General features: G+C 72.3%; 14 protein-coding genes. 7 read left to right on the top strand and 7 right to left on the bottom strand.

Going from position 1 to position 11,740, the window contains the following annotated elements:
- Positions 1-74: 74 nt before the first annotated feature.
- Complete coding sequence (locus AB8A24_RS28325; RefSeq protein WP_328960179.1) at positions 75-1,571, bottom strand: cellulose binding domain-containing protein; 1,497 nt, start codon at positions 1,569-1,571, stop codon at positions 75-77.
- Between the two features lie 559 nt (positions 1,572-2,130).
- On the opposite strand from AB8A24_RS28325, the gene AB8A24_RS28320 reads away from it, so the two are divergent.
- Positions 2,131-2,682 (top strand): ribosome-inactivating family protein, encoded by a 552-nt coding sequence (locus tag AB8A24_RS28320; protein ID WP_369477956.1) that lies wholly within the window; start codon positions 2,131-2,133, stop codon positions 2,680-2,682.
- Between the two features lie 30 nt (positions 2,683-2,712).
- Here AB8A24_RS28320 and AB8A24_RS28315 read toward each other — a convergent pair whose 3' ends face one another.
- From AB8A24_RS28315 to AB8A24_RS28300, 4 genes are all read right to left on the bottom strand, one after another.
- Positions 2,713-3,009 carry a DUF6000 family protein gene (locus AB8A24_RS28315; RefSeq protein ID WP_328960177.1) on the bottom strand — a complete coding sequence of 99 codons (297 nt, stop codon included), beginning with the start codon at positions 3,007-3,009 and terminating at the stop codon, positions 2,713-2,715.
- 60 nt (positions 3,010-3,069) lie between these two features.
- Positions 3,070-3,441: a VOC family protein gene (locus tag AB8A24_RS28310; protein WP_328960176.1), complete on the bottom strand. Its 372-nt coding sequence runs from the start codon at positions 3,439-3,441 to the stop codon at positions 3,070-3,072.
- A 40-nt stretch (positions 3,442-3,481) separates the two neighbouring features.
- Positions 3,482-4,588, bottom strand: a complete 1,107-nt coding sequence (locus tag AB8A24_RS28305; RefSeq protein WP_369477955.1) for a PP2C family protein-serine/threonine phosphatase — start codon at positions 4,586-4,588, stop codon at positions 3,482-3,484.
- A 110-nt stretch (positions 4,589-4,698) separates the two neighbouring features.
- Positions 4,699-5,490 carry a LysR substrate-binding domain-containing protein gene (locus tag AB8A24_RS28300; protein ID WP_369477954.1) on the bottom strand — a complete coding sequence of 264 codons (792 nt, stop codon included), beginning with the start codon at positions 5,488-5,490 and terminating at the stop codon, positions 4,699-4,701.
- A 58-nt stretch (positions 5,491-5,548) separates the two neighbouring features.
- On the opposite strand from AB8A24_RS28300, the gene AB8A24_RS28295 reads away from it, so the two are divergent.
- The gene (locus tag AB8A24_RS28295; protein ID WP_266480191.1) at positions 5,549-5,962 is read left to right on the top strand and encodes a DUF5997 family protein; all 414 of its coding nucleotides are present in this window, start codon (positions 5,549-5,551) and stop codon (positions 5,960-5,962) included.
- A gap of 111 nt (positions 5,963-6,073) precedes the next feature.
- Here AB8A24_RS28295 and AB8A24_RS28290 read toward each other — a convergent pair whose 3' ends face one another.
- Positions 6,074-6,652, bottom strand: a complete 579-nt coding sequence (locus AB8A24_RS28290; protein WP_328960173.1) for a YdeI/OmpD-associated family protein — start codon at positions 6,650-6,652, stop codon at positions 6,074-6,076.
- 237 nt (positions 6,653-6,889) lie between these two features.
- Here AB8A24_RS28290 and AB8A24_RS28285 point away from each other — a divergent pair, with 237 nt between their 5' ends.
- Together AB8A24_RS28285 and AB8A24_RS28280 are read left to right on the top strand one after the other, a co-directional pair.
- Positions 6,890-8,098 carry a sensor histidine kinase gene (locus AB8A24_RS28285; RefSeq protein ID WP_328960172.1) on the top strand — a complete coding sequence of 403 codons (1,209 nt, stop codon included), beginning with the start codon at positions 6,890-6,892 and terminating at the stop codon, positions 8,096-8,098.
- Complete coding sequence (locus AB8A24_RS28280) at positions 8,095-8,781, top strand: response regulator transcription factor (protein WP_328960171.1); 687 nt, start codon at positions 8,095-8,097, stop codon at positions 8,779-8,781. Before AB8A24_RS28285 ends, AB8A24_RS28280 begins: the two co-directional genes overlap by 4 nt.
- A 9-nt stretch (positions 8,782-8,790) precedes the next feature.
- Here the strand turns inward: AB8A24_RS28280 and AB8A24_RS28275 are convergent, their stop codons facing one another.
- Positions 8,791-9,246, bottom strand: a complete 456-nt coding sequence (locus tag AB8A24_RS28275; RefSeq protein ID WP_328960170.1) for a DoxX family protein — start codon at positions 9,244-9,246, stop codon at positions 8,791-8,793.
- Between the two features lie 327 nt (positions 9,247-9,573).
- Here AB8A24_RS28275 and AB8A24_RS28270 point away from each other — a divergent pair, with 327 nt between their 5' ends.
- The 3 genes from AB8A24_RS28270 (at position 9,574) to AB8A24_RS28260 (ending at position 11,732) form a co-directional block, all read left to right on the top strand.
- A complete protein-coding gene (locus AB8A24_RS28270; protein WP_328960169.1) occupies positions 9,574-10,530 on the top strand; it encodes a tellurite resistance/C4-dicarboxylate transporter family protein in 957 nt (318 codons plus the stop codon).
- Between the two features lie 71 nt (positions 10,531-10,601).
- Entirely contained in the window at positions 10,602-11,036 is a 435-nt protein-coding gene (locus AB8A24_RS28265; RefSeq protein WP_328960168.1) for a VOC family protein, read from the top strand.
- Between the two features lie 3 nt (positions 11,037-11,039).
- Positions 11,040-11,732: an epimerase gene (locus AB8A24_RS28260; protein WP_328960167.1), complete on the top strand. Its 693-nt coding sequence runs from the start codon at positions 11,040-11,042 to the stop codon at positions 11,730-11,732.
- Positions 11,733-11,740: the final 8 nt, after the last annotated feature.

Raw genomic sequence — 11,740 nt, 5'->3', positions numbered from 1 at the left:
GGCGATCGCCCCTCGACGACGGTGTCCAGCTGGAAGGCGGGCCGACGACCGTTCCCCGTTCGCGCCTCGGGCGGCTACTTGAGCCCGGAGAACGCCTTGGTGAAGGCCAACGGCTGCTGCAGGATCGAGCTGCACGTGGCGTCGGCGTGGTTGACGGCCCCGGCCGCACACTGCTTGTCCCGCGTGGAGGACCACATGGCCAACCGGCCGATCCCCTTCGAGGCGGCGAACTGCACGAGCTGCGTCGCGTCCTCCACCGTGAAGATCTCGCTCGCGACATCGTTCACGCCGATCATGGGCGTGACGGCCACGGCCTTCCACGCCGCCGCGTCGGACAGCCCGAGTACGCCCTTGATCTGAGCCTGCGTGGCCGTCGCGGCCTGGATCGCGTACTGCCCCATGTCACCGCTGTACGCCGGACCGTAGTCCATCGCCATGATGTTGACGGCGTCGACCCGCACGCCGTTCTTCTTGGCGTCGGCCAGCAGCGCCACGCCCGGCTGGGTCAGGCCCTCGGGCATCACGGGCAGGGTGAAGGCGACGTCCAGGCCCGGGTGGGACTTCTGCAACCGGGCGATGGCCTGCGCGCGGCGCGCGTTCGCCGCGGTGTCCGGTAGGGCGGCGCCCTCGATGTCGAAGTCGACCTTGGTGAGCCGGTACTGGTCGACGACCTTTCCGTACGCGGCGGCCAGCTCGTCCACGGTGGCGCAGTTCAGGGCCAGTTCGTGACCGGCGGCCCCGCCGAACGACACCCGGACGTCGCCGCCCTTGGCGCGCAGCGCACCGATCTGGGCGGCGACCTTGTCGTTCGCGAGATCCGTGACGCCTCCCCACAGCGGTGCGCAGCCGCCGCCGGAGGTGATGAAGGCGAGGTGGAACTCCTTCACGCCCGTCGTCGTCGCGGTGTCGAGCAGGTCGTACGCGGGGTACAGGGAGGTGTCCACGTACGGGGCGAAGCGCGCGCCGCCGCCCCCGGGGGCGGGGGTGGGGGTCGGGGTCGGGGCGGTCGCCGTGGGGGAGGGCGACTTGGTCCCGGTGGGCGCGGCGGACGTGGCGGGCGCGCTCGGGGCCGGGCTCGCCGTCACCGTGGGCCGGGCGGTGGGACGCCCGCTGGGCTGGGCCGTGGCGCCCTGGTCCACGGAGCACTTCACCCCGTTGATCAGACACCCGGTGGGGTCGCCGAGGGTGCCGGTGCCGCTCGCGACGAAGCCGACGGTGACGGAGGCGCCCGCCGCCAGCCGGCCGTTCCAGCTCGCGGGCTTCACGGTCACGCGGCGACCGGAGACCGTGTGGGTGCCGTTCCAGAGCGAGTCGATCTTCGTACCCGCCGGCAGGTCGAACTGGAGGGTCCAGTCCGACTGCGCCGTGCCGGTGCTGTTGGTGATGACGTACTGGCCGGTGTAACCGCCGCTCCAGGAGCTGGACTTCGTGTACACGGCTCCGACCGAGCTCGCCTGCGCGGTCCCGGTGAAGGCGAAGGCCACCCCACCGATCACCGCGGCCGTCACGAGCGCGCCCGTGACCTTCGCCGTACGACTCGTCCTGCGCCGGTGCCCGACTGTGCTGCCCATCGCGTGCCTGCCTCTGTGTTACTGGGGAGTTGGGGATCCGGCAGCACGCTAGCCGCACCGAAACGGACATTCGTTCGTTTCGGCCGCGATGAGTCTTAGGTTCCGCTTAAGGCAGAGACAAGCGGGGGATCAGGAAACGGGGCCCGATCCTGCCCGGGAGTCGCTGACTTCGCCGGATGCGCAGGGGTCGAGGACGAGTGGTCCGTCGGCACCTGCGGCGGTGACGTCGACCGGGACGGAGCTGTCGTCCTCGTCAACCCCGGCTCCAACAGGCCGCGTTGGGTCGTGTGCGCGGTCGTTCCGATGTCCGGGAGATCACGCGCTGATTTCTTAGCATCAGAGGTCAACAATTCTCTCGGCCGCCACCCGGCCGACTAGAAAGGAGCGCATCGGAAACCGAACCCGGCGTCGACGGGGTGATGAACCCGTCGGCGGAATATGGCGAAGGTGGTGATGTGCATGCGTGAGCACAGCAGGATCCGAGCGATCGCGGTCAGATCGCTGACGCGAATTCCGCGTCGTGGACCTCTCTCCTGATAGGCCGGCCATGCTGATACCGATGCTGTTCTCCCCGGCGCTCGCTTCGGCCGACGAGTACCGATCCCTGACCTCGACCATCCGCTCCAAGGCGCAGGACGCGCAGGGATTCTTCGGCGGAGCCGGCCGCAAGGAGGGCGAAATGCCCTACCTCCCCCTCCACGTCCAACTGCGCGGTCTGTTCGTCGAGCTCTACATCGAGCTCCGTCCACGCAATACGAGTCTCCGGATCGTCGGCTTCCGCAACGTCTTCGAGAACGGCCAGGCCCCGCCGGAAGCGTACGTCCGCCACGTGCGGGATTCGGTCGCACCGCCGGGCCTGAACCGAACGGAAGCCCTGCCGTTCGGCGGAGGCCGCGCCGATCTGGAGACGGCTGCCGCCGTCCGGCGTTCGGGGATCCTGCTCGGGCGCCGGCCGTTGAGCGACGCGGTCATCCGACTGCATCAGAACCGCGACGCGCGGAGCACCGCTCACGGATTGCTCGTGCTCTCGGAAATGCTCTGCGAGGCCGCCCGATATCCCGCCCTGGCCGATGCGATGTCACGCATATGGATGACCGGAGGGCGACTGTAGTTCGCGACTGTCGCCCGCAATTCCCCGACATCACCCATCCGATGAATAGGGGTCACCGGAAGCCGGGGAGACGCCATCGTTTCCCTGCCGGGCGACGGCGATGAGCCAGGCCGCGGTTCTGCGTTCGCGCCAGGTGCCCTCGAGCAAGATGCTCAGCTCGCGGGGCGTGATACCGCGGGCGGCCTCGCCGAGCTCCCGTAGGAACGTGGTGCGTTCATGCTCGGTCATGCCCATGAGAGAGCCGCCGAGTTCGAGGTGGCGCCTGCCGGGCGTGACGTAGCGGCGGGTCAGAGCGAACAGCTCAGGGCCCTGGTCGGCGCAACGCATGGCCGCATCCTGTCCCGGCCGAACCGTGCGACCGACGGATTTCTCGTCGCACCGGCGGCGTCAGCCGTGCGAGGCGTCGATGACGCAGAAGCGGTTGCCCTCGGGGTCGGCCAGCACCACGAAGTCCGGGTCCTCGGGGTAGGAATCCCAGTCGACGTGCCGCGCCCCCAGGGAGACCAGCCGTGCGACCTCGGTCGTCTGCTCCGCCGCGTCCGCCGCGTACAGATCGACGTGGACGCGCGGCCGTTCCTGTACGGGCGTGACGCTACGGCCGAGCGCCAGGCCCGGGCCGCTGCCGTCGGCCGGGACCAGGACGGTCCAGTCGTCGTCGACCTGGCTGTCGCGGGGTACGTACCCCAGCGCCCGGCTCCAGAAATCCGCGGCCCGCCGCACGTCCGCGGCTCCCATCACGATCGTTCCGAGGGTCAGCATGATCCGATTCTGGCAAACCCGGTCCTCGGCAGGACACCCCTCAGGGGGTGCTCCGTTCGATCGCGACCATCGCCGCGTCGTCGTCCAGGGTGTTGCCGGCCGCGTGCGCCAGCAGATCCTCGCACACGCGGTCCAGCAGCGCTTGCGGGCGCAGCCCCGGCCATGCGCTCACGCGCCGCGCCAGCGGGTAGAAGGCGCCTACCCTGTCGCGTGCCTCCAGGACGCCGTCCGTGTAGAGGAGCAGCACGTCCCCCTCGGTGAAGGCGAAGGTCTGCGCGGTGACCGGCGACGCCACGAGCCCGGCGAGCCCCAGCGGCGGCGCGGGCCGGTCCACCTCCAGCTGCTCGGCGCCGCCGGCGCGCAGCACGAGCAGCGGTGGCGGATGGCCGCAGCTGACGACGTGCACCACCGGCTCGGCGTCGGGAATCTCCAGAACGGCCGCGGTCACGAAACTCTCGCCCTCGTCCCCGGCGCCGTCCAGGTCCGCGGAGACCGCGGCCTCCAGGTAGTCCACCAGGCCCGGCAGCCCGGCCTCCTGGTGGGCGGAGGCCCGGAAGGCGCCCAGGACGAGCGCGGCGTCCCCGACCGCCGCCAGCCCCTTGCCCCGCACATCGCCGATGATCAGCCGCGTGCCGGTGGCCGTCCGGGCGGCGGCGTACAGATCGCCGCCGATCTGGGCCTCGGCCGCCGCGGCCAGGTACACGGAGGCGACACCCAGCGGCCCGATCCGGTCGGGCAGCGGCCGCAGGACCACCTCCTGGGCGGTCTCCGCCACCGAGCGCAGCTGGGTGACCTCCTTCTCGTGCACCTCGCGCAGGTGGGCGAAGAAGGTCGCGAACACCGAGATCATCACGAGCGCGATGATCTGGAAGGTGTGGTTCAGATCGGTCAGGCTGGTGCGGGTCGTGGCGACCACCACCTGGGCCAGTACGGCGACCAGCCCGACGAAGCCCGTCATCCGGGGCCCCGCGAACGACGCGGTCACGGCCGGCGCGGCGGCCAGGACCGGCCCGAGGTGCACCTCGGGCGGAGCGAGCACGTCGACCGTCGTCACCACGGCGATCAGCGCGAACGGGACCGCCAACTGCGCGTGGCCCACCGTGGGGGACCGGTGGTGACGTGGGTGCGACGGTGGCCGGAGATCCATCCCTCCTGCATACACCGCGAGGCGGGCCGGATCCCCGAAGCCAGGCCGTCGCAGGCGCTCCCGCCGGTCCCTGCGGTCCCGCCGGGACCGCAAGCCCCGTCCTCCCGGTCCTACGGGCGACGGCGGGGCTTGCCGCCCTTGCCGCCCTTCGCGCCGCCGGCGGCACCGCGGGGGTTCTTGCCGGCTGGCTTCCCGGACGACGACTTCGCGCCCCCCGACTTCCGCTGCCCGCCGCCACCCGTGCCCGTTTCCGGGCGCTTGCGCTTCGCCTTGGGCTGCGGCGGGGTCGGCGCGCGCCCCCGCGTGCTGTTCACGGTCCGGCCGCGGACGATCCCGATGAACTCCTCCACCAGATCGGTGGTCTCCTCCTGCGGCCACGACAGCGCGACCCGCGAGGCGGGCGCGTCCGAGACGGGCCGGTAGGTCAGGTCCTTGCGGTGGTGCAGCCGGGCGAGCGACTGCGGGACCACGAGCACGCCCACACCGGCGGCCACCAGCTCGATCGCGTCGGCCGTCGTCGCGGGGCGCTCGATCGCCGGCTTGCCCGGCAGCTGCTCCCAGGCCAGGGTGTCGTCGAGCGGGTGGAACACGATCTCGTCGGCGAGATCCTCGGTGGACACCTCTTCCGCCGCGGTCACGAGGTGATCCTTGGGGACCACGACCACCGTGGTCTCGGTGTAGAGGGGGATCGCGCTGAGATCGTCACGGTCGACCGGCAGCCGCACGAATCCGGCATCGGCGCCGCCCGCCCGCAGCACGCCGAACGCCTCGATCGGGGACACCGCGACCAGGGTCAGCGGGACGTCGGGCAGCCGCTCGTTCCAGATACGCACCCACTTGCTGGGTGTGACCCCCGGGACATAAGCGAGCCGGAACGAATGGGGTACTTCCGAGCCTGTCACCCCGCAAGGTTACCGGTCGTGGTCGGAGGTAGCGCACACGCTCGATACTCTTGACACCATGACGTCGCACCAGAACACCCAGACGATGAAGCCCGCGACCGCGGCGAAGAAGCTGGGCGTGTACCTCGAGGCCACCCCCGCAGAGTTCCAGGAGGGTGTCGTCTCGCGCAGCGAATTGAGTGCGCTCCAGGCCGACCCGCCCCAGTGGCTGCAGGAGCTGCGCGCCAACGGTCCGCACCCCCGACCGGTGGTGGCGGCCAAGCTCGGCGTGTCCATCGCCGGTCTCGCCCGCGGCGGGGTCACCGAGCCCCTCACCACGGAGCAGATCGAAGCGCTGAAGCAGGAAGGCCCCGAGTGGCTCCAGCGTGAGCGTGCCACCCAGGCCGAGGTCCGCAAGGAAACGGTCCGCATCAAGGAGAAGCACGCCGAGGAGGCGGAGCGGGCCGCGAAGGCCCGCGACCAGCACTCCTGACCCGCGGCTCCGCTGTCCGCCAGGCCCGGTCTCCCGTGGGGAGGCCGGGCCTGACGCCTTCTCCCGGCCCGCCGGGCCACCGCCGCGTCAGCGCTACGGGGCCCGGCCGACTCACCCGGCGGCCCCGTCCGCGCCCAGCGATCGCACCGCCCGGTCGAGCCGGGCCCGTCTGGCCTCCGGGGTGAGCGCCTGCAGCAACGGCAGGATGACCTGGTAGCGCCCGGTGCGATCGAGGGCCTCGAACGCCGCTCCCGCCGCCGGGTTCGCCGCGAAGGCCGCCGCGAGATCCGGTGGCACCGCCGCCGTGCGCTGCGACTCGTAGGCGTGCGTCCACCGCCCGTCCGCCTGCGCCCTGCGGACCTCGGCGAGCCCGGGCTCCCGCATCCGCCCCGCGGAGCTCAGCTCCGCGACCTTGTCCACGTTCACCTGTGACCACAGGCTCTTGGCCCTGCGCGGCACGTACTTCTGCAGGTAGTACCGCTCGTCGAGGGCGCGCCGCTGCCCGGAGATCCAGCCGTAGCACAGGCCGATGTCGACCAGCTCGTCGTCGGTGACCGACGCGATCCCCGACTTCTTCTTCGCCAGCTTGATCCACACGCCCTCGTGGCGCGTGTGGTGCTCGGCCAGCCAGCTCTCGAACGCCTCGGCGTCCGCGAAGCCGATGATCTCCACCCCGCCCAGTTCCTCCATGCGCCCAGGCTATCGCCCGCCGTCCGGCCCGGACCGGGCCGACACGGCCCGCGAACCGGCGCACAACTCACCCAGTACCTCCTCCAACGTGGGCCTGCGGGTGTCGAGTTCGAGGATCGCGATGCCGTGCTCGGTGCCCACGACGACCCGGGCCGCGGCGCTCCGGGCGGCATCGGCCCGGGGGTGTAAGCCCGGGGGCCGATGCCCGGGCCGCCGACGGCCGGCTACGGTCAGGCCATGGACAACCCACCGAAGAGCGCGAAGAGCGCGAAGACCGCGCGGAGTTCGAAGTCAGGGACCGGAGCGGCCCTCCGGGCCTGGGGCGGCGCGGGCCTCTACACCCTCGTCCTGCTGCTGCTCATCGGCGGTGTCCCGTACGCCGCCGGGCCGCTCCTGGGGATCGTGCTGCTGCTGGCCGTGACCCCGCTCGTCCCGCTGCTGCGGCAGCGGCCCCTGGCGGCACTGACGCTGACCCTCCTCGGTGGCACGCTCGTCGCGGGCGCCGCCCGGGACAGCAGCCCGGGCCGGTTCCTCGTCTTCCTCGCCTCGGACCTGGTCCTGGGCCTCATCGTCGCCACGCGCCCCCGCCGGGACGCGGTCGTCGCCCTCGTCGCGGTGGTCGTCGTGGAGCTCCCGGCCGTCGGGCTGCTGTCGCACGGACCCTACGACATGATGAGCACCGGCCTGATCGCCTTCCTGTCCCTGGGCGCCGTCTGCATGGCGGGCCTGCGGTACCGAGAGCGCCGGGAGCACACCGTCGAACTGCGCACACGGCAGGTGGCCGAGGCCGTGACCGCCGAACGGCTGCGCATCGCCCGCGAGTTGCACGACATGGTCGCCCACAGCATCGGGGTGATCGCCATCCAGGCCGGTGTCGGCGGCCGGGTCATCGACACCCAGCCGGCCGAGGCCCGCGCCGCCCTGCTGGCCATCGAGACCACCAGCCGCGAGACCCTGTCCGGCCTGCGCCGTACGCTGGTCGCGCTGCGCCGGGCCGAGCCGGACGGCCCCCAGGGGCACGCGCCGCTCGGGCCCGCTCCGGGACTCGCGGACCTCGACGCACTGGTGGCCACCACCGCGGACGCCGGAGTGCGGGCCGACGTACGGTGGGTGGGGGAACGCGGTCAACTGCCACCCGAGATGGACCTGTCTGCGTACCGCATCGTCCAGGAGGCGCTGACCAACGTGGTCCGCCACGCGGGCACCGGGCACTGCCGGGTCACCATCGGATACGGGGAACAGGAGCTGACCGTGGAGGTCGTCGACGACGGGCGCGGTGCGCCCGACGGCATCGGAAGTACGGGATTCGGCATCACCGGCATGCGCGAGCGGGTCAGCCTGCTGCACGGCCGCTTCAGCGCCGGCCCCCGGGCCGGGGGCGGCTTCCGGGTCGAGGCGGCGCTGCCGCTGCCCCGCACCGCGACGGTCGTGGACGGGCTCCGATGAGCGTCGCGCCCCCGCGGGCGATCCGCGTCCTGCTCGTGGACGACCAGCCGCTGGTCAGGTCCGGCCTGCGGGTGCTGATGGCCGACACGGCCGACCTGGAGGTCGTCGGCGAGGCCGGCACGGGCACCGACGGGGTCCGTCTCGCCGCCGAACTGTGCCCCGACGTGGTGGTGATGGACATCCGGATGCCGGGTATGGACGGTATCGAGGCCACCGGGCTGATCACCGCGGCGGCGCAGGACGTCAAGGTGCTCGTGCTGACCACCTTCGACGAGGACGACCACGTCTATGGGGCGCTGCGCGCCGGCGCGAGCGGATTCGCCGTGAAGGACATGGCCGTGGAGGACATCCTCGCGGCGATCCGGGTGATCGCCGCGGGGGACGCCCTGATCGCGCCGGGCGTCACCCGCAGGCTGATCGCGGACTTCGTCCGGGCGCCCGGGCCCACGGCGCCCGAGGCGCGGGCGCCGCGGCCCGTCGTGGGGATCACCGAGCGCGAGCGGGAGGTCCTGACCCTGGTGGGGCGGGGTCGTTCGAACGGCGAGATAGCCGAGGAGCTGTTCATCTCGGCGGCCACGGCCAAATCGCACGTCTCGCGGCTGTTCACCAAGCTCGGGGCCCGGGACCGGGTCCAACTCGTCATCATGGCGTACGAGATGGGGCTGGTCTCACCGCCCCGCTGAATCGATTCCTCAGGCGGTTACGGGCTCCGGGCGGTTCTCGTCCCGCCGCCCGGCGGAGGTCGCCGACCGCGAGGAGAAGAGCCCGTCCAAGGCCAGGGCGCCGGGGCCGGTGAACACCAGCAGGAGGAAGGCCCAGCAGAACATCGCCGAGGCCTCGCCGCCGTTCTGCAGCGGCCACAACGCGCCGGGCTGGTGCACGGTGAAGTACGCGTACGCCATCGAGCCGGAGGCGACGAAGGCCGCCGCTCTGGTGCCGAGGCCCAGCAGGATCAGGGCGCCTGCGACGAGCTGGATGGCGGCCGCGTACCAGCCGGGCCAGGTGCCGGCGGCGATGGTTCCGCCACCGCGCGCACCGCCGAGGACCCCGAAGAGGGAGGCGGCGCCGTGCGAGGCGAAGAGCAGTCCGGTGACGATCCGGAAGAGGCCGACGGCGTAGGGCCGGGCAGGGTCGAGACGTGAGTTCATGGGGGGAGGCTCCTTCGGTCGGGGACGGGTCCCGAAGTAGTGCCGACGTTCTCGAGCGTGGGCGAGCCATAGGTTAGGTAGGCCTAACCGGGCTGGCAAGCGCGAGTTCCGGCCACCCACCGGGGGCGACGCCACCCCGCGACCGGTAGGCGGCACCGGTGCCGCGCGCGGACCTCCCCTTTCGGCGGCAGCCGCCCGCGCGCGGGTTCACTCGCATCGCGCGTGCGATCGCGTGTGCGCGGGGTGTCGGCGTCCGGCCGTGTGGTTCCCGCGGCGGGTCGGCCCCGTCCGCCGGCGATCGGCCGACCCGTGGGGTCCGCTGGACGCGTGAGCATCCTCCCCGGCCGTGACTGGTGGACCGGGCTCCCGCCCGCGGCGGGAGCCGCCGTCATGGCCACCGGCATCATTTCCGTCGGCCTGCACCTGACCGGGCACGCCGCGGCGTCACTGGCCGCGCTGGTCGTCGCCGCGGTGCTGTGGCTCGTACTCGCCGCCGATTTCACCACCCGGCTGCTGGGGGACCGCGGGCGGTTCCGCGCCGAGGCCGACACACCGGCCGCGCTGACGGCCGTCGCCGCCACCACCGTCATCGGGGCCCGGCTCTCGCAGCAGGGGTGGCAGACGGCCGCCACCGTGCTGCTCGTACTGGCGGCGCTGCTCTGGCCCGGGCTGCTGTTCAACGTCCTACGGCACTGGCGGCGGCGCATGCCGGGAGCCGCCTTCCTCGGCTGCGTGGCGACCCAGGGACTCTCCCTCCTCGCCGCGTCCCTCGCCGACGCCGAACACCAGGACCCGCTCGCACGGGCGGCGATGGCCGGCTTCTGCCTCGGCCTGCTGCTCTACCTGGCCGCCCTCTTCCGCTTCGACCTGCGCGAGGTGGTGGGCGGGGCGGGTGACCACTGGGTGGCGGGCGGCGCGCTCTCCATCTCCGCCCTGGCCGGATCCAAGCTCACGGCGTCACCCGTATGGACCGGTTCGGCGCACACCACCCTGCGTACCGTCACCCTGGCGCTGCTCGCCCTGTCCCTCGTCTGGTACGTCGTCCTCCTCACCGCGGAACTGGGTCACCCGCGGCCGCGCTACGACATCCGGCGCTGGGCCACCGTCTTCCCGCTCGGCATGACGGCCACCGCCTGCCTCTCCGTGGCGGACCCCGCCGGCGTCGCCTGGCTGCGCCCGCTGGGCGAGGTACTGCTCTGGATCGCCGTGGGTGCCTGGCTGCTGACCTTCGCCGCGCTGATCGCCGCGCACCTCACCGCCGGCGGCAGGGCTGCGCACCGATGAGGCCCATGCCGCGCACCCACTCCCCTTCCGGCCGTGTGGCGACGGCGCCGCCTCCTCAGTAGGGTCCGGGCATGGCGTACACATTCCAGGTGACCATCGACTCGACCGACCCGCACACGCTCGCCGACTGGTGGGCCGAGGCCCTCGGCTGGGAAGTGGAGTCGAGCGACGAGCAGTTCATCCGCGGCCTGATCGAGGCGGGCCACGCGACCGAGGACGACACCAAGACCCACCGGGGCACCCTCGTCTGGAAGGCGGGCGCCGCGATCCGCCACCCGGAGGGGCTGGAGCGCGCGCCCCGTGTCCTGTTCCAGTTCGTCCCCGAACCCAAGACGGTCAAGAACCGGGCCCACTTCGACGTCCGGACCGGCTCCGACGACCCGAAGGCGGTGGTCGAACGCCTCATCGCCAAGGGCGCCACGCACCTCCACGAGGGCAACCAGGGCCCCAGCGTATGGACGACCCTCGCCGACCCCGAGGGCAACGAGCTCTGCGTCTCTCATTAGGGGATGTCCGTGAACGTGATCCTCTTCGGCGCGACCGGCATGCTCGGCCGGGGCGTCCTGCGCGAATGCCTGCGCGACGATGCGGTCGAGAGCGTCCTCGCCGTCGGACGCACGCCGCTCGGCGTCAGCCACCCCAAGCTGCGCGAGTCCGTGCAGAGCGATCCGTCCGACCTGGCGGCCGCCGGGATCGACCCGGCCGCGTACGACGCCTGCTTCTTCTGCCTCGGGGTCTCCTCCGTCGGCATGAAGGAGGAGGCGTACCGGCACGTCACCCACGACCTGACGCTCGCCGTGGCCCGGCCCCTGGCAGCCGCCAATCCCGGCATGACCTTCGTCTACGTCTCCGGCGAGGGCACGGACAGCACCGAGCGGGGCCGTTCCATGTGGGCCCGGGTCAAGGGCAAGACCGAGAACGACCTGCTGGAACTCCCCTTCCGCGCCTACATGTTCCGCCCCGGGATCGTCCAGCCGGTGCGCGGCGTGCCCTCCAAGGCCCGCATCTCCCGGATGTTCTACGCCGTCCTCGGACCGCTGGTCCCCCTCGTACGGCGGGTCGCCCCGAACCTCGTCATCACCTCCGAGGCCTTCGGCCGCGCCATGATCGCGGTCGCCGGCGCCGGCACCGAGGTCCCCGGCCACATCCTGCGGCCCGCCGACATCAACCGCCTGGGCGGAGCGCCGACCAGGCATAATTGACTACCGGG

The organism is Streptomyces sp. BF23-19 (assembly GCF_041106355.1).
Classification (GTDB): Bacteria; Actinomycetota; Actinomycetes; order Streptomycetales; family Streptomycetaceae; genus Streptomyces; species Streptomyces virginiae_A.
The sequence above is the reverse complement of the archived record's forward strand: the minus strand, read 5'-3'. Positions and strand labels throughout refer to the sequence as shown.

Excerpts from the sequence above, each read along its gene's own strand:
- AB8A24_RS28325 (WP_328960179.1), bottom strand. The coding sequence starts at position 1,571 with ATGGGCAGCACAGTCGGGCACCGGCGCAGGACGAGTCGTACGGCGAAG.
- AB8A24_RS28320 (WP_369477956.1), top strand. The coding sequence starts at position 2,131 with ATGCTGTTCTCCCCGGCGCTCGCTTCGGCCGACGAGTACCGATCCCTG.
- AB8A24_RS28315 (WP_328960177.1), bottom strand. The coding sequence starts at position 3,009 with ATGCGTTGCGCCGACCAGGGCCCTGAGCTGTTCGCTCTGACCCGCCGC.
- AB8A24_RS28310 (WP_328960176.1), bottom strand. The coding sequence starts at position 3,441 with ATGCTGACCCTCGGAACGATCGTGATGGGAGCCGCGGACGTGCGGCGG.
- AB8A24_RS28305 (WP_369477955.1), bottom strand. The coding sequence starts at position 4,588 with ATGGATCTCCGGCCACCGTCGCACCCACGTCACCACCGGTCCCCCACG.
- AB8A24_RS28295 (WP_266480191.1), top strand. The coding sequence starts at position 5,549 with ATGACGTCGCACCAGAACACCCAGACGATGAAGCCCGCGACCGCGGCG.
- AB8A24_RS28290 (WP_328960173.1), bottom strand. The coding sequence starts at position 6,652 with ATGGAGGAACTGGGCGGGGTGGAGATCATCGGCTTCGCGGACGCCGAG.
- AB8A24_RS28285 (WP_328960172.1), top strand. The coding sequence starts at position 6,890 with ATGGACAACCCACCGAAGAGCGCGAAGAGCGCGAAGACCGCGCGGAGT.
- AB8A24_RS28280 (WP_328960171.1), top strand. The coding sequence starts at position 8,095 with ATGAGCGTCGCGCCCCCGCGGGCGATCCGCGTCCTGCTCGTGGACGAC.
- AB8A24_RS28275 (WP_328960170.1), bottom strand. The coding sequence starts at position 9,246 with ATGAACTCACGTCTCGACCCTGCCCGGCCCTACGCCGTCGGCCTCTTC.
- AB8A24_RS28265 (WP_328960168.1), top strand. The coding sequence starts at position 10,602 with ATGGCGTACACATTCCAGGTGACCATCGACTCGACCGACCCGCACACG.
- AB8A24_RS28260 (WP_328960167.1), top strand. The coding sequence starts at position 11,040 with ATGTCCGTGAACGTGATCCTCTTCGGCGCGACCGGCATGCTCGGCCGG.